This is a genomic window from Saccharopolyspora gregorii (assembly GCF_024734405.1).
Taxonomy (GTDB): Bacteria; Actinomycetota; Actinomycetes; order Mycobacteriales; family Pseudonocardiaceae; genus Saccharopolyspora_C; species Saccharopolyspora_C gregorii.
In genome coordinates, this window is record NZ_CP059556.1 from 3288745 (window position 1) to 3310819 (window position 22075).

At 73.2% G+C, this 22075-nt stretch carries 18 protein-coding genes; 7 read left to right on the top strand and 11 right to left on the bottom strand.

The features are described 5' to 3' along the window. Positions 1 to 159 precede the first annotated feature (159 nt). The 4 genes from H1226_RS14195 to H1226_RS14210 all read right to left on the bottom strand — a co-directional run bounded on the left by H1226_RS14195 (position 160) and on the right by H1226_RS14210 (position 4763). Positions 160 to 1086 carry a sugar kinase gene (locus tag H1226_RS14195; RefSeq protein ID WP_258341136.1) on the bottom strand — a complete coding sequence of 309 codons (927 nt, stop codon included), beginning with the start codon at positions 1084 to 1086 and terminating at the stop codon, positions 160 to 162. A 61-nt stretch (positions 1087 to 1147) separates the two neighbouring features. Then, complete coding sequence (gene manD / locus H1226_RS14200) at positions 1148 to 2362, bottom strand: D-mannonate dehydratase ManD (protein ID WP_224962821.1); 1215 nt, start codon at positions 2360 to 2362, stop codon at positions 1148 to 1150. Next, positions 2359 to 3381 (bottom strand): alcohol dehydrogenase catalytic domain-containing protein, encoded by a 1023-nt coding sequence (locus H1226_RS14205; protein ID WP_258341137.1) that lies wholly within the window; start codon positions 3379 to 3381, stop codon positions 2359 to 2361. Before H1226_RS14205 ends, manD begins: the two co-directional genes overlap by 4 nt. Before the next feature lie 62 nt (positions 3382 to 3443). Further along, a complete protein-coding gene (locus H1226_RS14210; RefSeq protein ID WP_258341138.1) occupies positions 3444 to 4763 on the bottom strand; it encodes an MFS transporter in 1320 nt (439 codons plus the stop codon). Positions 4764 to 4900: 137 nt separating this feature from the next. Here H1226_RS14210 and H1226_RS14215 point away from each other — a divergent pair, with 137 nt between their 5' ends. Both H1226_RS14215 and H1226_RS14220 read left to right on the top strand, forming a co-directional pair. Then, a complete protein-coding gene (locus H1226_RS14215) occupies positions 4901 to 5644 on the top strand; it encodes an IclR family transcriptional regulator (RefSeq protein WP_224962816.1) in 744 nt (247 codons plus the stop codon). Between the two features lie 290 nt (positions 5645 to 5934). After that, a complete protein-coding gene (locus H1226_RS14220; protein WP_224962814.1) occupies positions 5935 to 6162 on the top strand; it encodes a hypothetical protein in 228 nt (75 codons plus the stop codon). Between the two features lie 12 nt (positions 6163 to 6174). Here H1226_RS14220 and H1226_RS14225 read toward each other — a convergent pair whose 3' ends face one another. The 3 genes from H1226_RS14225 to H1226_RS14235 all read right to left on the bottom strand — a co-directional run bounded on the left by H1226_RS14225 (position 6175) and on the right by H1226_RS14235 (position 9366). Then, positions 6175 to 6744, bottom strand: a complete 570-nt coding sequence (locus H1226_RS14225; protein WP_224978288.1) for a GNAT family N-acetyltransferase — start codon at positions 6742 to 6744, stop codon at positions 6175 to 6177. Then, a complete protein-coding gene (locus H1226_RS14230) occupies positions 6734 to 8251 on the bottom strand; it encodes an APC family permease (RefSeq protein ID WP_258341139.1) in 1518 nt (505 codons plus the stop codon). Before H1226_RS14230 ends, H1226_RS14225 begins: the two co-directional genes overlap by 11 nt. A gap of 278 nt (positions 8252 to 8529) precedes the next feature. Then, positions 8530 to 9366, bottom strand: coding sequence for a GPP34 family phosphoprotein (locus H1226_RS14235; RefSeq protein ID WP_258341140.1), 837 nt, complete (start codon positions 9364 to 9366; stop codon positions 8530 to 8532). Between the two features lie 459 nt (positions 9367 to 9825). On the opposite strand from H1226_RS14235, the gene H1226_RS14240 reads away from it, so the two are divergent. Continuing rightward, positions 9826 to 11706 (top strand): ABC transporter ATP-binding protein, encoded by a 1881-nt coding sequence (locus H1226_RS14240; RefSeq protein WP_258341141.1) that lies wholly within the window; start codon positions 9826 to 9828, stop codon positions 11704 to 11706. A gap of 307 nt (positions 11707 to 12013) precedes the next feature. Here H1226_RS14240 and H1226_RS14245 read toward each other — a convergent pair whose 3' ends face one another. Then, positions 12014 to 12502: a MarR family winged helix-turn-helix transcriptional regulator gene (locus H1226_RS14245; RefSeq protein WP_258341142.1), complete on the bottom strand. Its 489-nt coding sequence runs from the start codon at positions 12500 to 12502 to the stop codon at positions 12014 to 12016. A gap of 83 nt (positions 12503 to 12585) precedes the next feature. Here H1226_RS14245 and H1226_RS14250 point away from each other — a divergent pair, with 83 nt between their 5' ends. Next, on the top strand, positions 12586 to 13377 hold the full coding sequence (locus tag H1226_RS14250; protein WP_258341143.1) for a dioxygenase family protein: 792 nt from the start codon (positions 12586 to 12588) through the stop codon (positions 13375 to 13377). Positions 13378 to 13562: 185 nt separating this feature from the next. Here H1226_RS14250 and H1226_RS14255 read toward each other — a convergent pair whose 3' ends face one another. Next, a complete protein-coding gene (locus H1226_RS14255; RefSeq protein ID WP_258341144.1) occupies positions 13563 to 14519 on the bottom strand; it encodes a PHP domain-containing protein in 957 nt (318 codons plus the stop codon). An 80-nt stretch (positions 14520 to 14599) separates the two neighbouring features. Between H1226_RS14255 and H1226_RS14260 the strand changes: the two genes are divergently transcribed. Both H1226_RS14260 and H1226_RS14265 read left to right on the top strand, forming a co-directional pair. Further along, entirely contained in the window at positions 14600 to 14950 is a 351-nt protein-coding gene (locus tag H1226_RS14260) for a LysR family transcriptional regulator (protein WP_258341145.1), read from the top strand. A 71-nt stretch (positions 14951 to 15021) separates the two neighbouring features. Further along, on the top strand, positions 15022 to 16089 hold the full coding sequence (locus tag H1226_RS14265) for a tartrate dehydrogenase (protein ID WP_258341146.1): 1068 nt from the start codon (positions 15022 to 15024) through the stop codon (positions 16087 to 16089). 106 nt (positions 16090 to 16195) lie between these two features. On the opposite strand, the gene H1226_RS14270 is transcribed toward H1226_RS14265, so the two are convergent. Continuing rightward, positions 16196 to 18124, bottom strand: coding sequence for a glycoside hydrolase family 5 protein (locus H1226_RS14270; protein ID WP_258341147.1), 1929 nt, complete (start codon positions 18122 to 18124; stop codon positions 16196 to 16198). A 228-nt stretch (positions 18125 to 18352) separates the two neighbouring features. Between H1226_RS14270 and H1226_RS14275 the strand changes: the two genes are divergently transcribed. After that, complete coding sequence (locus tag H1226_RS14275; RefSeq protein ID WP_255615664.1) at positions 18353 to 18487, top strand: hypothetical protein; 135 nt, start codon at positions 18353 to 18355, stop codon at positions 18485 to 18487. Here H1226_RS14275 and H1226_RS14280 read toward each other — a convergent pair whose 3' ends face one another. Next, the gene (locus H1226_RS14280) at positions 18488 to 22075 is read right to left on the bottom strand and encodes a HAMP domain-containing protein (RefSeq protein ID WP_258341148.1); all 3588 of its coding nucleotides are present in this window, start codon (positions 22073 to 22075) and stop codon (positions 18488 to 18490) included.

The following is a 22075-nucleotide window of genomic DNA, read 5'->3' on the forward strand; positions in this document are numbered from 1 at the left end:
AGGGAACCGCTGAGAACCCGCGGGTGGTCCGGTTGCTCTGGTGGTCGCTGCTCAGCGGCTTCGCCGCTGACAAGAAAACGACAAGACCCGCCGGGCGGGTTCGGGCGCTGAGGTTCGGCAACCCGACTACGACGCAAAACCGAGTTCAACGACCGGCGGTCACCCGACCGGCGCCGCGGACCGCCGGGGCAGCACCGACTCGGCGACGATCGCGCCGCGGTGCCGGATCACCGTGGCGGCCAGCTCCTGCGCGCGGTGCGCCGCCGCGACCGGATCGGCACCGGTGAGCCGAGCCGCGAGGTAACCGGCGTCGAACGCATCCCCGGCGGCGGTCGAGTCCACCACGGACTCCACCGGCACGGCAGGCACCCGCACGACCCGCTCGCCGTCGAGGACGACGCAGCCCGCGGCACCGTCCTTGACCGCGACGTCCGCCACCCCGGCCGCCCGGAGCCTGTCCACTGTGGACTCCGCGGTGGGGTCGCCGAACAGCGCCTGCTCGTCGGAGAACGTGGGCAGCCCGATCGCCGTCAGCGACCACAGTTCCCGCACCTGCTCGGCCGCCACGGCGGCACCGTCCCACCCGGCCGGCCGGTAGTTGCTGTCGAAGGACACCCGGCCACCGGCGTCGCGGAACCGCCGCAGCGCCGCGCGCAGCCGCTCCCGCGCGGGCGGCGCGAGGATCTGCAGGCTGATCGCCGACAGGTGCACCAGGTCGTAGCCGTCGAAATCCGGTTCCCCGTCGGCGAACAGGCCGCGGGCCGCCGACTGCGAGCGGTAGTAGGTGAACGAGCGCTCGCCGTGCTCGTCGGTGCGCACCAGGTACAGCCCCGGCTGCGCCCCGGCGACCCGGCCGATCCGGTCGGTACCGACGCCCTCCGCGCGCATCGCCGCCACGATCCGGTCGCTGTAGTGGTCGTCCCCCACCAGGGTCAGGTAGTCCACCTGCAGCTCCGCGGATCCGGTGAGCCGGGACAGGTAGGTCGCGGTGTTGAACGTGTCCCCCGCGCAGCCCAGCGACAGCACGTCCGCTTCCCGGTGGGTCAGTTCGATCATGCATTCGCCGATGGCCAGTACCCGGATCACGCCCGGTCCTCCCCGTCTCGTCCCGCCCGGCGGCGCCGGGTGATCACCGATTCCACCACGCTCACCAGTCGTGCATCGAGCCGTCCCGCAACCGGTTCACCGGCAGGTACTTCGGCGAGTACGGGTAGCGGGCCGCGGCCTCCTCGTCGAGCTCCACGCCGAGGCCGGGGGCGTCGCCGGGATGCATGTAGCCGTCCCGGAACGAGTAGTTCACCTTGAACACCTCACCCGCCGGATCCAGGTGACCCATGTACTCCTGCACGCCGAAGTTCGGCACCGTCAGGTCCAGGTGCAGCGCGGCGGCGAACGACACCGGCGACAGGTCACCCGCGCCGTGCGAACCGGTGCGCACCCCGTGCAGCGCCGCCAGCTCGAACACCTGCCGCAGGTGGGTGATCCCGCCGGTGTGCGACACCGAGGTGCGGATGTAGTCGATCAACCGCTCGCTGATCAGGTGCTTGCAGTCCCAGATCGAGTTGAACACCTCGCCGACCGCGATCGGGGTGGTGGTGTGCTGCCGGATCGTGCGGAACGCCTCCTGGTCCTCGGCCGGGGTGGGGTCCTCGATCCAGAACATCCGGTACGGCTCCAGCGACTTGCCCAGCTGCGCGGCCTCCAGCGGCGAGAGCCGGTGGTGCACGTCGTGCAGCAGGTGGAAGTCGTAGCCGAACCGCTCCCGCACGGCGCGCATCAGCTCCGGCGCGAACTCCAGGTACGCCGGGGTGTGCCACACGTTGTCCGAGGGCATCGCCGCGTCCGCCGGTTCGTAGGTGGAACCGGTCCCCGGGTGGTGCAGCCCGTAGGTGCTCTCCAGGCCGGGCACGGCGGCCTGCACCCGGATCGCCCGGTACCCGCGCTCCCGGTAGGCGGCGACGTCGTCGAGCAGCTCCTCGACGCTCTGCCCGCTGGCGTGCCCGTAGATCATCACGCCCTCGCGCGCGGCGCCGCCGAGCAACCGGTGCACCGGCAGCCCGGTCTCCTTGCCGAGCAGGTCCCACAGCGCGACGTCGACGGCGGCGATCGCGGTCATCGTCACCGGCCCGCGCCGCCAGTAGGCACCGCGGTACAGGTACTGCCAGATGTCGTTGATGCGCCCCGAATCCCGCCCGATCAGCAGCGGGCACACGTGGTCGCGCAGGTAGGAGGCGACGGCGAGCTCGCGCCCGTTGAGCGTGGCGTCGCCGAGCCCGGTCAGCCCGTCCTCGGTGGTGATCTTCAGCGTGACGTAGTTGCGGCCGGGGCAGGTGACGACGACGTCGGCGGCGGTGATCTTCACGGGGTCTCCTCGGCGAGCACGGCGATCTTCAGATGATCGCGTTCGGTCAGTGCGGTGCGCAGCGCCCGATCGGCTTCGGCGAGCGGGAACCGGGCGGTGACCATCCGCTCCAGGTCGGCCCGCCCGGAGCGCAGCAGCGCCGCGGCGGCGGCGAACGCTCCCGGTCCGTAGCGGAAGCAGCCGCGCACGTCGATCTCCCAGCGCTGCGCCGCCGCCAGCAGGTCGGGCGCCGCGGGCCGGTTCGCGGGGATCCCGACCAGGGCGACGACCCCGCCGGGAACCAGCGCGTCCAGGCGCACCGCCTCCGGCGCACCGGAGCACTCCAGCTGCTGGTCGAAGGCACCCGGCTCGGGGTGGACGGTGCCGGTGTCCAACACCTCGTCCGCTCCGGCCCCGGCGGCGAGGTCGAGCCGCCGCCGATCGACGTCGGTGAGCACGATCCGCGCGGCGCCGGCGGCGCGGGCCGCCGCGACCGCGAGCTGCCCGATCGGACCCGCTCCCGTGACCAGCACCGAGGCGCCGCTGAACACCCCGGCGCGGCGCACCGCCCAGCAGGCCACCGCGAGGGGTTCGACCAGCGCGGCCACCGCCGGATCGGTCCCGGCTGGCACCCGGTGCACCAGTTCCGCGTCCACCACCAGCGTGCCGCGGATCGTGCCGTGCACCGGCGGCGAACCGAAGCAGCGCCCCGACGGGCACAGGTTGTAGCGGCCCGCCGCGCAGGTCGGGCAGCGGCGGCACGGGCGCGCCGGTTCGACCGCGACGGATGCGCCGAGCAGTCCCGCGTCGACGCCCTCGCCGAGTTCGACGACCACCCCGGAGGCCTCGTGCCCCAGCACCGTGGGCGAGCGCAGCACGTTCGACCCGTTGCGGCCGTCGGCGTAGTAGTGCAGGTCGCTGCCGCACAACCCGGTGGCGCGCACCGCCACCCGCACCGCACCGGGCCGCAGCGGCTCCGGCTCCACCTGTTCCACCCGCAGGTCCCGGGCGCCGTGCAGCACGGCGGCTCGTTCGCTCACCACTCCTCCACTCCGTCAGCTCCTCGTTTCCGCGCCCCCGTCCGGGGAAGTCCGCCGCGGACTCACGTGCGGACCGGCAGCGGCTCCACCTTGCGGATCAGCACCCCGTAGGAGAACGCGCCCACCAGGCCCAGCACCCCGGACAGCACCAGCGGCGCCACGAACGATCCGCCGGTCGCCGTCTGCAGCACGCCGGTGACGATCGGGCCGACGAACCCGGCGATGTTCGACGCGCAGTTCTGGATGCCCGCCAGCGAGGACACCTGCCCGGGCTGCGGCGCCACGTCCGCGGGCAGCGACGCCACCGACGCCGCGCTGAACGCCAGGCTCGCGTAGGAGATCGACAGCAGCACCACCGCGGTCGCCGCGTTCGGCACCACCACCGCCAGCGCGATCACGGAACTCAGCAGCATGCCCGGGATCAGGCAGGTCTTGCGGGCCCGGGTGAGGCTCCAGCCGCGCCGCACCAGCGAATCCGACGCCCAGCCGCCGAGCAGGCTGCCGCCGATCGCCACCACGCCGGGGATCGCACCCACCGTGCCCAGCTCCAGCAGGTCGAAACCGCGCGCCTGCACCAGGTAGCTCGGGAACCAGGTGATGAAGAAGAAGATGATGTAGTTCAGGCAGAAGAAGCCCAGCATCATCGCCCACACCGTGCGGTACCGGAACAGGTCGCGCCAGCGCACCTTCGGCCCGTCGTCCGATGTGGACTCCTCGCGCGCGCCGCCCGCCCGGATGTAGGCCAGCTCCTCCTCCGTCACCCGCGGGTGGTCCTCCGGTTCGTGGTAGGACAGCCACCACCACCCCGCCCACAGCAGGGCGAGGACGCCGACGACGAGGAACGCGGCCCGCCAGCCCTCCCAGGCGATGATCGCGGTCACCACCGGCAGCGCCACCGCGGTGCCCGCCCGCGCGCCGTTGTCCCAGATGCTGTTGGCGAAGGCGCGCTCGCGGCGCGGGAACCAGCGGGACACGACCTTCGCCGAACCCGGGTAGCCGGTGGACTCGCCGATGCCCAGCAGGAAGCGGAACACCAGCAACGACAGCAGCCCGGTGACCAGGCCGGTGAGCATCGTCGCCACGCCCCACACCAGGGCGCCGAGCGCGAACGCGCGCTTCGCCCCGATCCGGTCGATGAGGGCGCCGGCGGGGAGCTGGAAACCCGCGTACGCCAGGAAGAACGTGCCGAGCACCAGCCCCTGCACGCTCGGGTCGAAGCCCAGGTCGTGGTTCATCGACGGCAGCGCCACGCTCAGCGCGGAGCGGTCCACGTAGTTCACCGAGAGGCCGACGAAGCACAGCAGCGCCATGCCCCACCGCAGGTTGTGCGCGCGGCCGCGGGGGCGGGCCGCCCCGGTCGCGGCCTCGGTTCGCCCGGTCATCGCTCCTCCTCGAGCCGCCCGGTTCCCGCGCCCGACGGAGTCGTTCCGTTCCGCGGAATACCGTTCTGCTGATGCGAACGGTAGCGTAAGGGGGAGATCACCGGAAAATCAACGGCCGAGGAAGCGGTGCAGCACCTATGAGCTCCGGCGCCACCGAAGGCAGCGCACTGCGCACGCTGCGCGTGCTCGAAGCAGTGGCCCGCACCGGCGGCCCGCACCGGCTCGGCGAGATCGCCGCCGACACCGGCATCGCCAAACCCAGCACGCACCGCATCCTCAGCGGGCTCAGCGGCGCCGGGTACGTCGTCAGCGACGGCGACGGCGCCTACGGCCTCGGCCCCCGCGCCTACGCGCTGTCCGCCACCATCGCCTCCGCCGAGGACACGGGCGGCGACACCGTGCTGCGCCGGTTCCAGTCCGAGGTCCAGCAGACGGTGCACGTGGCGCTGCGCAGCGGCGATCACGCCATCTACGTGCGCAAGGTGGACAGTCCCGGGCCGTACCGGATGGCGTCCCGGATCGGCGGCGTGCTGCCGCTGCACTGCACCGCCATCGGCAAGGCCGTCCTCGCCCACCTGCCCGCGGACGAACGGGCGCCGCTGCTGCGAGACCTCACCGCCCGCACCGAGCGCACCACCACCGATCCCGCCGTGCTGGAGCAGGAGCTGGCCCGGGTGCGGGCCGACGGCTGCGCGCTCGACGACGAGGAGAACGAGCCGACCATCCGCTGCCTCGCCGCCCCGATGCTGGACCGCGCGGGCCGGCCGGTCGGCGGGGTGAGCATCTCGACGATCACCTTCCAGACCCCGAAGGAGGCGCTGCTGGCGCACGCGGACCGGTTGGTCGAGACGGCCGCGCTGCTCGCGCCCCTCTACACCTGACCACCGCCCGGCATCCCGCACCGCCGCGCGTTTTCCCCCGGGCGATGGGGAAAACCGGACGTCGCGGGCACGGGGGCCGCCGCCGGATCGCAACCCTCCGGCAACCGGATCGGAGTACGCTCGGTCACCACACCGGTGACGACGGTGACCGCGCGGCACCCGGCCGGGCCCGCTCCACCCCCCGGCCCCCGAAACCGAAGATCCCTCGATCCGGTGAGTTCGGGAACCGGACGGGCCGGACCGGAGTCGGAACCGGTTGCCGTCAGGAGTCGGCGAAGGGAGTCACTGCAGTGGATCAAGTCCGCGCCCGGTTGCGCGGCGGGCCCGAGGACGGCCGCGAGGTCAGCGTCCCCGCCGATCCCACCGGCCACCCCGTTCCGCGCATCACCGTGCCCGTCCGCGTCCCGGAGCAGCGCCGCGCGACCGCACCACCGCCGCTGCTGGTGTACGAGCGGTCCGGCTCGAAGCACACCGGAACCTGGGACTTCGACTACGTCGGGGCCGAGTCCCAGACCTGACCCCGGCGCACCTCACCGACCGGCCACCGCTCGCCACATCGGGTGCAGCAGCGGACCGCCGGGCAGTTCGATCGGCGTGCCCAGGTCGGCGAAGCCCAGCCGCTGGTACAGCGCGCGGCTGGCGGTGCTGCTCGCCTCCAGGTACGTGGGCAGCCCGGCCCGGTCGCACTCGCGCAGGCTCGCGGCCAGCGCGGCCGTGCCCGCTCCGGCGCGCTGCCGGTGCGGCGGGACGCCGATCAGCGACAGGTACCAGTGCGCGACCAGCGGGTGCCGCTCCCCGGTGAGCTCGCCGAAGGTCGCGAACCGGTCGGCGAAGGGCCCGAGCAGCTCGTGGAGCCGCCGTTCCCCCTCGTCATCCAGCGTCTTGGGCGGCTCCCGCCCGTCGCCGCGGAACCACACCTGCACCGCCGAACCCGTGGTGACCACGGCACCCGTGCGTTCGGCGTGCGCGACGGTCAGCTCGAACCACGCTTCGTACAGCGGTCTGCGCCGCGCGGGATCGGGCACCAGCCAGCAGGAGACCGCGTCGTGGACGAACGCGCTGACCAGCGTCCGGACGGGCAGGTCGAGGTCAGTTCGCATCGCCCGGCTCCTCGGCTCGATCGATCGTGGCGGATCGCGCTCCCATGCCGATCCGCGCGTAGGCATCCGGCCGGCGCACCCGCAGCACCGCGCCCCAGCAGAACCCGGCCAGCGCGACCGCCAGGTACGCGCCGGGCAGCGCCCACGCCGCCGCGGAACCCGGCGGCAGGCCCAGCACCGTGCCGAAGGAGTGCAGGGTCAGGACCAGGATCCCGGTGAGCACCACCGCCGCGATGCCCGGCGCCAGCAACGTCCGCCACCGCCCGCACCCGTGCCCCGGCACCCGCAGGAAGTAGCCGACGACGGCGAACGAGGTGGCGGTGACCAGGCACAGCACGCCGAGCGCTCCACCGGACGCACCCCAGAAGAACAGGTGGACGATCGGGTCCCACCCGGTCACCGCGAACAGCGCGATCACCAGCGCGGTGATGACGCTCTGCGTCACCGATCCCGCGGTGGGCGCCGAGGTGCGCGGGCTGGTGACCCCGAGCGCGCGCGGCCCGATGCCCTCCCGGCCGAGGGCGAACAGGTAGCGGGCACACACGTGGTGGAACGACAGCATGCCCGCGAACAGGCTCGTCACGTACAGCGCGGACCCGAGCGTGACCAGCGCGGCCGGCAGCCGCTCGGCGGCGAGCACGAACATCAGCTCGGTGGAGTGCTCCCCGGCGGCGGCCACGATCCGGTCCGGTCCGGTGGCCACGGTCAGCGCCCAGGTGGAGAGCCCGTAGATCCCGCCGATCAGCGCCAGCGACAGGTAGGTGGCGCGCCCGACGGTCCGCGGGTCGCGGGCCTCCTCCGCGAGCACCGTGGAGTTCTCGAAGCCGATGAACCCGGTGAAGGCGATCACCAGGATCACCCCGGCCGCGGCGGTGCCCAGCTGCAGCGGGTTCAAGGTGGTCAGCGTGACCCCCGGCTCGGCGGGGTCGGTGACGAACGCCAGGTCGTAGAGCAGGATCATCGCGATCTCGGCGAGCAGCAGCACGCCCAGCACGCGCCCGTTGACGTCGATGCGCAGCACCCCGAGCACCGCGACGAGCCCGGTGCCCACCCCGGAGAACACCCACCACGGCAGCGCGGGCCCACCGGCCTGGTGCAGGAAGTCGGCCGCCCCCACCCCGCAACCGCCGACCAGGCTGACCTGCACCATCGCGTAGGCGAGCACGGCGACCCCGCCCGCTGCGGTGCCGCTGGTCCGGCCGAGCCCCTTCGCGATGTAGGCGTAGAACGCCCCCGCGTTCTCCACGTGCCGGGACATCGCCACGTAGCCGACGGCGAACAGGCCGAGGACGACCGCGACCGCCAGATAACCGACGGGGATGCCGTTCACGCCCGAGACGGCGAACCCGCTGACCGCTCCCCCGCCGACGACGGTCTCCGGGGCCGCCGCGGCGACGGTGAAGAAGATGATCGACCACATGCCGAGGCGGGAGGCGGCGAGCGAGTTCGCCACCGGTCCCGGGCGGGGTGATCGCTCCGCCGATCTGGGCAGGGTGGACGGTGGCACGGTCGGTTCTCCTCGCTGGTCGGGGTGGGTCGGGTCGTCCGCGGTGCCCCGCGGGCGTCCGGTGTTCGGACGTGGTACCGGAGCCGCTGCGGTGCGGAACTCGGCTGCCGCGGCCGGGAACTCGCCTGCAGCGGTGCAGGCCTTCCCCGGCGCGGCGGGGAACTCGTTGCCGCCGTGCGGGTGCTCTCCCCGCCTCGGTGCGGGTGCCGGTGCGGGCTCCGCGGTCCCGCTGTCGGGTCGGTGCGCCGGGCCGCGGATCCGCTTCCGGGGTACCGCGTTCATCTCCGCGGGGTCATGGCCCACTGCTCGCGGGCGGCGGTCACCTCCGCGACGACGGTGCGCAGGCCCGCGGGCAGCCGGGGCAGCCACTGCTCGGCCCGCTGCTCCGCGCGGCGCTGCACGGGGCGGGGCAGGCCGAGCCGGCCGGTGACGCCGGTGCCGGTGACCAGCAGGGCCAGCGCGACCTCGGCCTGGGCGTCCGGGACGGTGATCATCCCGGAGCGGATCGCGGCGGATTCCTCGTGCGCGAACGTGTCCACCACCGCCTCCGCCGGGTCGCGCTGGTCGAGCCGGACCGGGCGCCAGGCGACCGCGGGCCCGGCGCGCCACCCGGCGGTGACCGGCACCTCGCGGACCACGTCGATGATGGTGAGGCGGGCGCGGACCTTCTCGGTCGCCGTGCCGGACAGGTACTGGATCCAGGTGCGCACCGAGTGCTGCGGCTCGGAGCGGATCTCGCGCAGCACCGACCAGGACAGGAAGTCCGGCGGCATGCCCTTGCCCGCCGGGCGGACGGTGGGCAGCACGCCGATCTCGTCTTCCAGCAGCAGTTCGGCGAGCAGGCCGCCCGCGCAACCGAGCGCGACCAGCTTGGGGTCCACCCGCGCGGCGAGCCGGTCGGTGCCAGTGTGCGCCACCAGGAAGTAGCGGTCGGCCAGCCGCAGCGGGATGCGGCCGGTGCGGGTGGCCCGTTCCCGGGACGCGCGTTCCGCGCGCGGATCCGGCGCCCGGGCGTCCGGACCTTCCTCGTCCGGCGGGTCCGGTGACGTGGTCAGGACGGCTCGCGGCAGCCGGCGCGACCGGCCGCCGTTCACCGCGCCCTCGTGGATCGGCATGAACACCCCAGTGACTCGGTTTCCCCCGGGAAACACCCTCGCGACGACGACTCCGCAGCGTTTCCAACCCGGGACACAGCGTAATCGTTCCCGGTCCGGGCCAAGATCCTCCAGAAGCGCGATGTTCGCTGTGATCAAGCCGACCCGACTTCGCTCGTTCGAGTGGTCATCAGTGGTCCGGCGTCGGAAACCCCTTGACGCGGAACGACTTCCCCTCCGAAAGCGGGCGCTCGCGGCACCGGCGGCGGGGCGCTCCGGAACACCCGGCCGCTCCCGGGCGTTTGACTTCGAGTTAACGCGAACTAGCACGATCGGCGCCGACCCACCACGAACGGCGCCGCGCCCGGCCCGCACCGCGGTCCCGTCCCAGGACGCCGCCCGCACCGGCCGCGCACCGCACCGGCTCCGCGACCGACCCGAACCGGCCGGCGGAGCCGCCACACCGAGAGGAACCACCACATGACCAGCTGGGAGACGATGCGCTCCTTCGCCAGCGACGACTCGGTGACCAGGCAGCGCCTGGCACCCGGGCTCGCCAGGCGGATCGCGCGCTACGCCCGCCCGTACCTGCGCGACATCGTCCCGTTCCTGGTGCTGGTCGCCGCGGCCGCCGTGCTCGGCGTGGTGACCCCGCTACTGTTCAAGGCGATCATCGACCACGGCATCCTGCCGCGGAACCCGGGCGTGGTGCTGTGGCTGGCGCTGGCCGTCGCCCTGGTCGCGGTGCTGGAGGCCGGGATGTCGCTGCTGCAGCGCTGGTACTCCGCGAAGCTCGGCGAAGGCCTCATCTACGACCTGCGCTCCGAGGTGTTCGACCACGTGCAGCGGATGCCGGTCGCGTTCTTCGTGCGGGCGCAGACCGGATCGCTGGTCAGCAGGCTCAACACCGACGTGATCGGCGCCCAGCGCGCGCTGACCAGCACCCTGTCCTCGGTGGTGTCGAACGTGCTGAGCCTGGTGCTGGTGCTGGCGACGATGTTCACGCTGTCCTGGCAGATCACGCTGATCGCGCTGGCGCTGCTGCCGCTGTTCCTGCTGCCGGTGCGCTGGGTCGGCCGCCGGTTGCAGCGGATCACCCGCGAGCAGATGAAGACCGACGCCGAGCTGAGCTCGCTGATGACGGAGCGCTTCGGCGTCGGCGGCGCGATGCTGGCGAAGCTCTACGGCCGGGCCGACGAGGAGGCCGGGATGTTCTCCTCCCGGGCGGCGCGGGTCCGCGACCTGGGCGTGGTCTCGGCGATGTACAGCCGGGTGTTCTTCGTGGCGCTGACCCTGCTGGCCTCGCTGGCCACGGCCGTGGTGTACGGGCTCGGCGGCGGGCTGGTGATCTCCGGGGCGTTCGAGCTGGGCACGCTGGTGGCGCTGGCGACGCTGCTGAGCAGGCTCTACGGCCCGCTGACCGCGCTGTCCAACGTGCACGTGGACGTGATGACGGCGCTGGTCAGCTTCGACCGGGTCTTCGAGGTGCTGGACCTGCGGCCGATGGTCGAGGAGAAGCCGGACGCGGTGGTGCTCGACTCCCGGACCGAGCCGGCGGCCGTCGAGTTCGACGGGGTGTCGTTCCGCTACCCGGCCTCCGCGGAGGTGTCGCTGGCCTCGCTGGAGTCGGTGGCGCGCCCGGAGAGCGCCCCGGCGCACGAGGTGCTGCACGACATCAGCTTCCGCGCCGAGCCGGGCCAGACCATCGCCCTGGTGGGGCATTCCGGCGCGGGGAAGACGACGATCACGCACCTCGCGGGACGGCTCTATGACGTCGACGCGGGCAGCGTCCGGGTCGGCGGGCACGACGTGCGGGACGTGGCGCTGCGTTCGCTGTACTCGACGGTCGGCGTGGTCACCCAGGACGCGCACCTGTTCCACGACACGATCCGCGCGAACCTGGCCTACGCGCGGCCCGGGGCGTCCGACGCCGACCTGCTGGCCGCGCTGCGCACCGCGCAGCTGCAGGATCTGGTGGCCGACCTGCCGGACGGGCTGGACACGGTGGTCGGCGACCGCGGCTACCGGCTCTCCGGCGGGGAAAAGCAGCGGCTGGCGATCGCGCGGTTGCTGCTGAAGGCACCGCCGGTGGTGGTGCTGGACGAGGCCACCGCGCACCTGGATTCGGAGTCGGAGGCGGCGGTGCAGCGGGCGCTGTCCACGGCGCTGGCCGGGCGGACCGCGTTGGTGATCGCGCACCGGCTCTCCACGATCCGCGAGGCGGACCGGATCCTGGTGATCTCCGGTGGCCGCATCGCCGAGCAGGGCACCCATGCCGATCTGCTCGCCCGCGACGGCCTCTACGCGGAGCTGTACCGCACCCAGTTCGCCGATTCCGCGGAGGCCGCCTCGACCACCTGATCCACCGCGGGCGTGCGGCCCGCCGAAACCCGGCGGCCCGCGCGCCCGCACCCGACGCGCCGGACGACGATGCCTCCGCGGGCGCATCACTCCGGCCCGCGACCGGTCCCGCACCTCAAGCTCGTTCGAGGTCTCCGTCCGGCCCCACCCCGGCCACCGCCATCTGCAACGGGTGGCCGCCGCGAACGAACACCACGGAGCTCCACCGCGAGGTGCTCAAGAACCTGCGGCCCGCCAAGCCGAACCCACGCATTTTCGATCTTCCGCCGGCAGGCTCCGGCGTCCTTCGGGCGCAGGCCCTCCGCGGTCAGTCGGTGAGGGGGCGGGTACCCCTGTGGCCGTCCGGGTCGATGCGGCGGAGCATCGCGCCGCAGATCTCCCCCATCTGCTGGACCTGCGGGCCGGTGAGCGCGTCGAGCACCAGGTCGCGGACCCGTTCGACGTGCCCGGGCGCGGCTTCGACGACCTTGCGGTACCCGGCATCGGTGAGCTCGGCGAGGTTGCTGCGGCCGTCCCGGTCCGAGCGGGCGCGGCGCACCCAGCCGTTCTTCTCCAGCCGCGCCACCACGTGCGAGACGCGGGACGGCGAGGCGCTGGCGCGGGCGGCGAGGTCGCTCATCCGCAGCGACCGGTCGGGGCGTTCGGAGAGCATCGCCATCACCCAGTAGCCGAAGTGCGTGACACCGGAGTCGCGCTGCAGCTGGGAGTCGAGCGCGGGCGGCAGCAGGGTCATGAGCATCGCGAGCTGGCGCCATGCCTGCTGCTCTTCGTCGGTCAACCAGCGCGGCTCGTCCACCGGACCAGTCTAACCAGACCGGTTGAGTCGACCTGCGGCTTTGCCTATCCTAATATTTGAAGCTTCAATCAAAGGAGTAGGCGATGACCGCAGCGCACCCCGGGCCGATGCCTGCCCTCTACCTCAGCCACGGAGCGCCACCGCTGGTCGACGACGAGCTGTGGACCGGCCAGCTGGCCGGGTGGAGCGCCGCCCTGCCGCACCCGCGCGCCATCCTGGTGATCTCCGCGCACTGGGAGTCCGCGCCGCTGATGCTCGGCGCCACCGACACCGGGGTGCCGCTGACCTACGACTTCACCGGCTTCGCCGAGCGCTACTACCGCACCGAGTACCGCAGCCCGGGCGCCCCGGAGCTCGCCGCGCGGGTCGCCGCCCTGATGCCGGACGCCGAACCGGTCGCGCACCTGCCACGACGCGGGCTCGACCACGGGGCGTACGTCCCGCTGACCGTGATGTACCCGGACGCCGACGTCCCGGTGCTGCAGATGTCGCTGCCCACCCTGGACCCGACCCGCCTGCTGGAGATCGGGCGCAGGCTCCGGCCATTGCGCGACGACGGCGTGCTGATCATCGGCTCCGGGTTCACCACGCACGGGCTGCCGTTCCTCACCGACCCGAGCCCGCGCGCCGCCGCGCCCACCTGGTCGCAGGAGTTCGACCTGTGGGCCGGGGAGGCGCTGGCCCGCGGCGCCGTGGACGAGCTGGCCGCCTACGCCGACCACGCCCCCGGGATGCCCTACGCGCACCCGACGGCCGAGCACTTCGCGCCGCTGTTCGTCACCCTCGGCGCCGCGACCGACCCGGAGGCGCCGCCGGAGCAGCTCATCGACGGCTACTGGATGGGCCTGGCCAAGCGTTCGTTCCAGGTGGCCTGACCGGCCGCGGCCAGGTCGGCGGCCCGCCGGCGAGGCCGGGCACTCCTCGGCGAGCCAGGGCGCTCCTCAGCCAGGCCGGGCACTCCTCGGCGAGGACGGACGGTCTGCGGCGCGGCCGGGCCGGTCCGCAGCGAGCATCTGCCGAGCGCCGGGAGAAACCGCCCGACCAGCGCCTCGGCACGACCTCAGCCCGCGTTGACGATCCGTTCCGCCGGGATGCCGCAGCGCTCGGCGCGGGCGCACCCGTGGATCTGCCAGTCCAGCTGGCCCGGAGCGTGCGCGTCGGAGTCGATCGCGAACTCGCAGCCCAGCTCGAAGGCCCGCCCGAGCAGCTCCATCGGCGGATCCAGCCGCTCCGGCCGCGAATTGATCTCGACGGCGACGCCGTGGTCGCGGCAGGCGCGGAACACCTCCTCCGGGTCGAACTCCGACGGCGGCCGCTTCGAGCGCAACCGGCCGGTGCAGTGCCCCAGCACGTCCACCCGCGGGTGCACGACCGCCGCGCACATCCGGCGGGTCATCTCCCGACGCGGCATCCGCAGCTTGGAGTGCACGCTCGCCACCACCACGTCCAGCTCGGCGAGCAGCCCCGGGTCCTGGTCGAGCGCGCCGTCGTCGAGGACGTCCACCTCGATGCCGGTGCGGATCCGGAACGGGGCGAGCTCGACGTTCAGCTCGGCCACCAGCTCCAGCTGGGCGCGCAGCCGCTCGGCGCTCAGCCCGCGCGCGACGGTCAACCGCGGCGAGTGGTCGGTGAGCGCGATCCACTCGTGCCCGAGGTCCCGCGCGGTGCGGGCCATCTCGGCGACCGGGCTGCCGCCGTCGGACCAGTCGGAGTGGGTGTGGCAGTCCCCGCGCAGCCTGGCCCGCAACCCGCGTCCCTCCCCCGGTTCGGGCGCGTCCGCGCGCAGCCGCGCGAGGTAGTCCGGGGTGCGGCCGCGCACCGCCTGCTCGATCACGCCCGCGGTGGTGCGGCCGATGCCGGGCAGCTCGGTCAGCCGCCCGTCCGAGGTGCGCTGCTCCAGGTCGTCGTGCCGGGCGACGACGTCGGCGGCGCGGCGGAACGCGCGCACCCGGAACGCGGGCTCGTCCGCGCGCTCCAGCAGGAACGCGATCTCCCGCAGTGCGGCACCGGGGTCCATCCTCCGTTGGTAACCGGTCCTCGCCGCGGTCGCACTCCGGCGGGAGGATGCGCACGGACCAGGCCGGCACGGGAGGCACGGTGGAGGCGCGGCAGCTGGAGCACTTCGTCACGATCGTCGACGAGGGCGGGTTCAACCGCGCCGCCGAGCGCCCGCACGTCGCGCAGCCCTCGCTGTCGCAGGCGGCGCGGGCGCTGGAGCGGGACGTGGCGCTGTTCCACCGCCTGGGCAGGAGGGCGGGGCTCGCCGAGGCGGGCCGGGCGATGCTCGAACCGGCGCGGCAGGTGTTGCGGAAGGCGGAGTTCGCGCGGGCCGCCGGTGCCCGCGCCCTCGACCTGGCACCGGCGGCGGAGCTGCGGATCCCGCTGGTCCACCGCCCGGTGCCGCTCACCCCAGCCGCGCAGCGCTTCGCAGACCTGGCGCTGGGCTGATAGGCGTTCCCTCTCCTCCGGATCCGCGGCCGGTCCTGGACGCCGCCGCGAGATCCGCGTTGGATGGCGGCATGTCCAGCTACGAGATCGCGGTCCTGCCGGGTGACGGCATCGGTACCGAGGTGATGCCGGAGGCGCTGCGCGTGCTCGACGCGGTGCGCGCCGAGCACGGCACCGAGTTCCGCTACCGGCACTTCGACTGGAGTTGCGAGACCTACCGGGAGACGGGCCGGATGATGCCGGCGGACGGCATCGACCGGCTGCGCGACCACGATTCGATCCTGCTCGGCGCGGTCGGCTACCCGGGCGTGCCGGACCACGTGTCGCTGTGGGGCCTGCTGCTGCCGATCCGCCGGGAGTTCGACCAGTACGTGAACCTGCGGCCGGTGCGGCTGTTGCCGGGGGTGACGCCTCCGGTGCGGGACAAGGCGCCTGGCGACATCGACTTCTGGGTGGTGCGGGAGAACACCGAGGGCGAGTACTCGCGGCTCGGCGGGCGCCAGGGCGAGGGCACCCCGGCGGAGATGGTGCTGCAGACGGCGGTGTTCACCCGGCACGGCACCGACCGGATCCTGCGCTACGCCTTCGAGTTCGCCGAGCGGATCGGGAAACCGCACGTCACGTCGGGGACGAAGTCGAACGGGATCTACCACTCGATGCCGTACTGGGACGAGCGGTTCCGGGCGATCGCGGCGGAGCACCCGCAGGTGGCGGTGGACCAGGACCACATCGACATCCTGTGCGCCCGGTTCGTGATGTCGCCGGAGCGGTTCGACGTGGTGGTGGCGAGCAACCTGTTCGGCGACATCCTCTCCGACCTGGGGCCGGGGGTGACCGGCACGATCGGCGTGGCGCCGTCGGGGAACATCAACCCGGAGCGGCGGTTCCCGTCGACGTTCGAGCCGGTGCACGGTTCGGCGCCGGACATCGCGGGGCGCGGGGTGGCGAATCCGATCGGGCAGATCTGGTCGGCGGCGATGATGCTGGACCACCTCGGCGAGCAGGACGCTGCCGCGGACGTGGTGCGGGCGATCGAGTCGGTGCTGGGGGCGGGCGCGGTGCGCACTCCGGACCTGGGCGGGACGGCGAGCACCGCGGATCTCGGGAAGGCGATCGCCGCGGAGATCGGCGCGGCGTGACCGCGGCGGGCCGCGCACCTCGCGGGTGCGCGGCTCGCACGTACGCGGCACACGGGTACGCGGCTCACGGGCGCGCGGCACGCGGGTCCGCGGCCGGGCGCGCGGCTCAGCCGGGGAAGTTGTGCTGGAGCCAGCCGGTGAGTTCCGCCCGCGCCGCGGCGAGCCGGTCGGGGGCGGGAGCGCCGGGGCCGTTGGCGATGAGCGCGACGTGCACCGCGCCCGGGTCGTCGGGCGCCGACAGCAGCAGCCGGGAGTCCTCCGTGCGGTGAACGGCGTCCGCGTCGAGGTCGGAGAGCACGGTGGTGGCGCGCTCGCCGAAGGTCGCCGGCAGGTGCAGTTCGGTCGGCGCCGCGCCCGGCCCGTCCCGCCAGACGAGCACGCCGAACTGCCCGTCGCCGACGACCTCGCGCAGCGCGGGCAGCTCGGCGGGGATCCGGTTCCAGGTGAGGGTGGTGTCCCCGTCGCGGGAGCGGTCCTCGTAGCTGAACGCGAGCGTGCTGCCGTCCACCGCGCGCGGGTACACCCGGTCCAGCACACGGGGATCGGCGCGCAGCCCCAGGGTTCCGGTGTCGTCGCGGTGCACCACGGAGAAGTCCTCGCCGTTCCACCCGTCGGCATCGGTCCGCACCTTGTCCGGGTTCCCGTTCATCTCCTCGTGGTGCCTGCCGTGGTAGACGTCCCACTGCCACTGGGTTCCGGAGAGCACCGGTCCGGATTCGGCGGGCCGCTGCCACCAGTCCGCGCCGGGCAGCCGGGAGTCCATGCCCTGGTAGAGACCTTTGAGGACGGTCGGGAACTTCTCGGCGGTGTTCCCGCCGAGCGGATGCCCGAACTCGGAGACGAACCCGGTGGTGCCGAGGTCGGCGGCGCGGTCCCGGATCTCGGCGAAGTCCGCGGAGTTCTCCCCGTCCCGCGCCTTCCCGTACAGCCCGGATTGGGCGAGGGCGTGGTAGAAGTGCGCGTTGAACACGTACCGGGTGCCGAGCGCGTCGAGCTCGGTGAACCCGCCCGGCTCCCGCACGAACGGCACGTTGTTGTTCCAGAACAGCGCGGGTTCGACGTAGGCGGGTTTGTCCTGCCAGCCGGCGCGGTCCATCGCGGCCCGGAACTCCTCGAAGAACGGCCACAGCAGGTCGCGTTCCCATTCGGCGGCGTCCTGGCCGTCGTCGAGCTCCCCGGCGTGCGGCTCGTTCATCGGGTCGAAGCCCAGGACGCGCTGGAACTGGGCCGGGGTGAGGTGGGTGGCCAGGTGGCGCAGCGTGATCTCGGCCTGGTCCAGGAACGCTTCCCGCACACCGACCGGGCCTGCCTCCGTGGGGATGCGGCGGTCGTGCCAGAAGTCGGCCTTGGCCTGCTTCACCGCCTGGTTGTTCATCATGTTCTGCCCCCAGTGGACGCAGATCCCGCAGCTCTCCGGCGGGTAGTCGCCGCCGTCGACGACCCAGTCCGGTGCGCCGTCTCCGGTGTACCAGCTGTCCGGGCGGAACAGGTGCCGGGAGTAGAGGTCCTGGTGGTAGTCGGGCAGCACCCAGAACCCGGCGTCCGCGAACGCGGCGATCTGCTCGGTGACCTGGCGCAGGTAGTCATGGTCGATGCGGTCCGGGGCGGGCTGCACCCGCTCCCAGGACAGCAGGAAGCGGACGGCGTTGGCGCCGGTGCTCTCGCGCAGCGCGGTGGCCGATTCGCGGGCGTCCGCGGTGTCGGCGAAGGGCAGGTTGCCGTTCTCGGCGAGCTTGACCTCGCCGGAAATGTTGAAGCCGCGCAGCACGACCTCCCGGCCGTGCCCGTCGCGGTAGGACGCCCCGTTCGCGGACGGCACGAGGGTGAGGGTGCGGGCGGCGGCGTCGGCGGGCGCCGCGGCGCCGGGCGGGTCCGCTGGTGCTGCGGCGCCGGGGACGTCGGCGAGTGCATCGGCGCGGGGCACGTCGAGCGCTGCGGCGCGGGCGACCTCGGCGGGCGGCGGTGCGGCGTGCGCGAGCGGGAGCGGGAACGCGACCAGCGACAGCGCGCAGGCGGCGCCGAGCGAGCGGATCATGCGCCACAAGCTACGAACCGGGCGGTCCACCCACAACCATCAAACGTGAACAGCGTTCATCTTTCATTCGTTCGGCGCAACGCGCACCGAGCCGCACCCGCGAGCACCCGCGACCCCGGTTCCCGGTACCGGGACCACGGCACCTACGCTGGACGTTTCCGGCCTCGTCAGTCCCCCGAGCGGGGCCGGAATCCCCGACCCCCGGAACCCCGAACCGCTGGACCCACCATGAGCACCGGACCGGAACCTCGGCACCAGCACGGCGTCGACCACTTCGACGCGACCTTCGCCCGCGACCTCGTCTGGGCGCAGCGGCTGCGCGAACAGCTCGCCGAGCTCCCCACCACCGACGACGAGCGCTGATCAGGCTCCCGGGCCGGACCCCGGCCCCGGGTCGAGCCCGAGCTGCTCGGCCAGCAGCCGCAGCAACCGCTCCGCGTCCACCGGTTTCGTCACGCACTCGGTCGCCCCGGCTTCGAGGCTGCGCTCCCGGTCCCCCGGCATCGCCTTCGCCGTCACCGCGATGATCGGCAGGCCCCGGTGCCGCGGGATCCGCCGGATGGTTCGGATCGTGGAATCCCCGTCGAGCTCCGGCATCATCACGTCCATCAGCACGATCGCCACGTCCTCGTTCTCCTGCAGCGCACCCAGCCCGGCGATCCCGTTGTCCGCGTGCACCACCCGCAGGCCGCGCTGCTCCAGCAGGGCGGTGAGCGCGTAAACGCTGCGCGGGTCGTCGTCGACCACCAGCACCCGCTGGCCGGTGAACCGCGGCACCGCGTCGCGCCCCTCGCCGGGTTCCGCGCCGGTGAGCTCGCCGAACGAGGCGGTGGATTCCCAGTCCAGCAGCGGTGGATCGATGCCTTCGGCGGCCACGTCGAAGTGCACCTCCGCGCTGCTCGGGGCGAGCTCGGCCACCGGCGGGGCGGTGAGCCCGGCGATCGCCGCCGGAGGCGCGGGGTCGTCCTCGGCGTCCGGCTCGGCATCGGGGCCTTCCGGCGGCAGCAGCAGGGTGAACGTGCTGCCGCGGCCCGGTTCGCTGTCCACGGCGAGCCGCCCGCCGAGCAGCGCGGTCAGCTCCCGGCTGATCGACAGGCCCAGCCCGGTGCCGCCGAACTCGCGCACGATCGTCCCGTCGCCCTGCTGGAACGCCTCGAAGATCCGGTCGAGCTTGCCCGCGGGCACCCCGATCCCGGTGTCCGCGACCGAGAACGCGACCTGCCCGGAGCCGCGGTCCCGGTCGATGCGCAACCGCACCGAGCCGCGTTCGGTGAACTTCACCGCGTTCGACAGCAGGTTGCGCAGGATCTGCTCCAGCCTGCTCTGGTCGGTGCGGATCGTCGCGGGCACCGAATCCCCCGCCACGGCGGTGAATTCGAGCCCCTTGTCCTCGGCGACCGGCCGGTACTGGGCGTCCAGGTGCCGGACCAGTTCGGCGGTCGGCACGTCCTCCGGCAGCACCGTCATCCGGCCCGCCTCCACTTTGGACAGATCCAGCACGTCGTTGATCAGCGCCAGCAGGTCGCTGCCCGCGGCGTGGATGGTGCGGGCCAGGTCCACCTGCTGCGAGGTGAGGTTGCCGTCGACGTTGTCGGCGAGCAGCTTCGCCAGCAGCAACGAGCTGTTCAGCGGGGTGCGCAGCTCGTGCGACATGTTCGCCAGGAACTCCGACTTGTACGCCGAGGCCTGGGAGAGCTCGCCCGCGCGTTCCTCCAGCTGCTGGCGGGCCTGCTCGATCTCGCTGTTCTTGATCTCGATGTCCCGGTTGCGGGCGGCCAGCTGCTCGGCCTTCTCGGCGAGTTCCGAGTTGGAGCGCTGCAGCTCGTTCTGCTGCTGCTCCAGCTGCTCGGACCGGGCCCGCAGCTCGCGGGCGAGGCGCTGCGATTCGGCCAGCAGTTCCTCGGTGCGGGTGTTGGCGAGGATCGTGTTGACCTCCACCCCGATGGTCTCCTGCAGCCGTTGCAGCAGGTCCAGGTGCAGCGCGCTGAACTCGTGCACCGAGGCCAGTTCCAGCACGGCCAGCACCTCGTCCTCGAACAGCACCGGCACCACGACCACGCCGACCGGTTTCGCCGCGCCCAGCCCGGAGCTGATCCGCAGGTACTCCGGCGGGGTTTCGCGCACCAGGATCGTGGTGCGGTCCGCGGCGGCCTGCCCGACCAGCGACTGCCCCAGCTCGAAGCGCTCCGGGGTGCCCGCGTGCGGGAGCCCGTAGACGGCGGTGCGGGTCAGCTCCGGCGCCCCGTCCGAACCGGGCAGCGCCAGGTAGAACGCGCCGTACTGCGCGGAGACCAGCGGCACCAGCTCGGTCATGATCAGCGAGGCGAGGGAGTGCAGCTCGGCACGGCCGCGCATCAGGCCGGACAGCCGGGTGAGGTGGGTCTTGAGCCAGTCCTGCTCCTCGTTGGTGCGGGTGGTCTCGGCCAGGTTCGAGATCATCGCGTTGATGTCGTCCTTGAGCTCGGCGACCTCGCCGCTGGCCTCCACGGTGATCTGCCGGGTGAGGTCACCGCTGGTGACGGCGTTGGCGACCCCGGCGATGGCCCGGACCTGGGTGGTCAGGTTCCCGGCGAGCCGGTTCACGCTCTCGGTGAGCCGCCGCCAGGTGCCGGAGACGTCGGCGACCTCCGCCTGGCCGCCGAGCTTGCCCTCGGTGCCGACCTCGCGGGCCACCCGCGTCACCTCGGAGGCGAACCCGGACAGCTGATCCACCATCGTGTTGATCGTGGTCTTGAGCTCCAGGATCTCGCCCTGCGCGTCCACGTCGATCTTCTTGGACAGGTCTCCCCCGGCGACGGCGGTGGTGACCTGGGCGATGTTGCGCACCTGGTTGGTCAGGTTGCGGGCCATCAGGTTGACGTTGTCGGTGAGGTCCTTCCACGTCCCGGCGACGCCCGGCACCCGCGCCTGCCCGCCGAGGATGCCTTCGGTGCCGACCTCGCGGGCCACCAGGGTGACCTGCTCGGCGAAGGAACCGAGGGTCTCGACCATGCCGTTGATCGTCGCGGCCAGCGCGGCGACCTCGCCCTTGGTCTCCACGGTGATCTTCTTGGACAGGTCGCCGCCCGCGACCGCGGAGGCGACGGCGGCGATGTTGCGGACCTGCGCGGTGAGGTTGTCCGCCATCAGGTTGACGTTGTCGGTGAGGTCCTTCCAGGTGCCGCCGACGCCCGGCACCCGCGCCTGCCCGCCGAGCTTGCCCTCGGTGCCGACCTCCCGGGAGACGCGGGTGACCTCGTCGGCGAACGCGGAGAGCTGGTCCACCATCGTGTTCAGCGTGTTCTTCAGCTCCAGGATCTCGCCGCGCGCGTCCACGTCGATCTTCTGGCTGAGGTCGCCGCGCGCCACCGCCGCGGCGACCTGCGAGATGTTGCGGACCTGCGCGGTGAGGTTGTCGGCCATCAGGTTCACCGAGTCGGTCAGCCCGCGCCACGTCCCGGCCACGCCGGGCACCTGCGCCTGGCCGCCGAGCCTGCCCTCGCTGCCGACCTCGCGCGCCACCCGCGTCACCTCGGAGGCGAACAGCGATAGCTGGTCGAGCAGGTCGTTGAACCGGGAGGCCACGTCGCCGAGCCCGCCGGGCAGCCGCTCCCCGGAGCGGCGCGGCATCCGCTGCGACAGGTCCCCGGCGGCGACGGCGCCGAGGACGCGGCTGAGTTCGCCGACGGGCCGCAGCAGCGAGTCGAGCAGTTCCTCCACGGCCCGTTCGGCCTCCCGCCAGCCGCCGGTGCCGCCGAACGCGGCCGCCGGGCGCGGCCACTCCCCGCGCGACGTTGAGCCGGTGACCCGGCGCAGTTCGGCGATGAGCCGCTGGTTGCGCTCGGCGAGGTCGTTGAACGCCGCGGCCAGCTCCGCGTCCGGGCCGGCGACCGCGAGCCTGCGGCGGAAGTTGCCGTCCCGCAGGTCCCGCAGACCGGCGAGCAGCCGCTCCCGCCCGGGGTCGGCGGTCAC

What these genes read in the sequence shown, in the direction of transcription:
- H1226_RS14235 (WP_258341140.1), bottom strand. Translation starts at nt 9,366, where the DNA reads ATGCCGATCCACGAGGGCGCGGTGAACGGCGGCCGGTCGCGCCGGCTG.
- H1226_RS14240 (WP_258341141.1), top strand. Translation starts at nt 9,826, where the DNA reads ATGACCAGCTGGGAGACGATGCGCTCCTTCGCCAGCGACGACTCGGTG.
- H1226_RS14270 (WP_258341147.1), bottom strand. Translation starts at nt 18,124, where the DNA reads ATGATCCGCTCGCTCGGCGCCGCCTGCGCGCTGTCGCTGGTCGCGTTC.
- H1226_RS14275 (WP_255615664.1), top strand. Translation starts at nt 18,353, where the DNA reads ATGAGCACCGGACCGGAACCTCGGCACCAGCACGGCGTCGACCACTTC.
- H1226_RS14255 (WP_258341144.1), bottom strand. Translation starts at nt 14,519, where the DNA reads ATGGACCCCGGTGCCGCACTGCGGGAGATCGCGTTCCTGCTGGAGCGC.
- H1226_RS14210 (WP_258341138.1), bottom strand. Translation starts at nt 4,763, where the DNA reads ATGACCGGGCGAACCGAGGCCGCGACCGGGGCGGCCCGCCCCCGCGGC.
- H1226_RS14215 (WP_224962816.1), top strand. Translation starts at nt 4,901, where the DNA reads ATGAGCTCCGGCGCCACCGAAGGCAGCGCACTGCGCACGCTGCGCGTG.
- H1226_RS14250 (WP_258341143.1), top strand. Translation starts at nt 12,586, where the DNA reads ATGACCGCAGCGCACCCCGGGCCGATGCCTGCCCTCTACCTCAGCCAC.
- H1226_RS14265 (WP_258341146.1), top strand. Translation starts at nt 15,022, where the DNA reads ATGTCCAGCTACGAGATCGCGGTCCTGCCGGGTGACGGCATCGGTACC.
- H1226_RS14225 (WP_224978288.1), bottom strand. Translation starts at nt 6,744, where the DNA reads ATGCGAACTGACCTCGACCTGCCCGTCCGGACGCTGGTCAGCGCGTTC.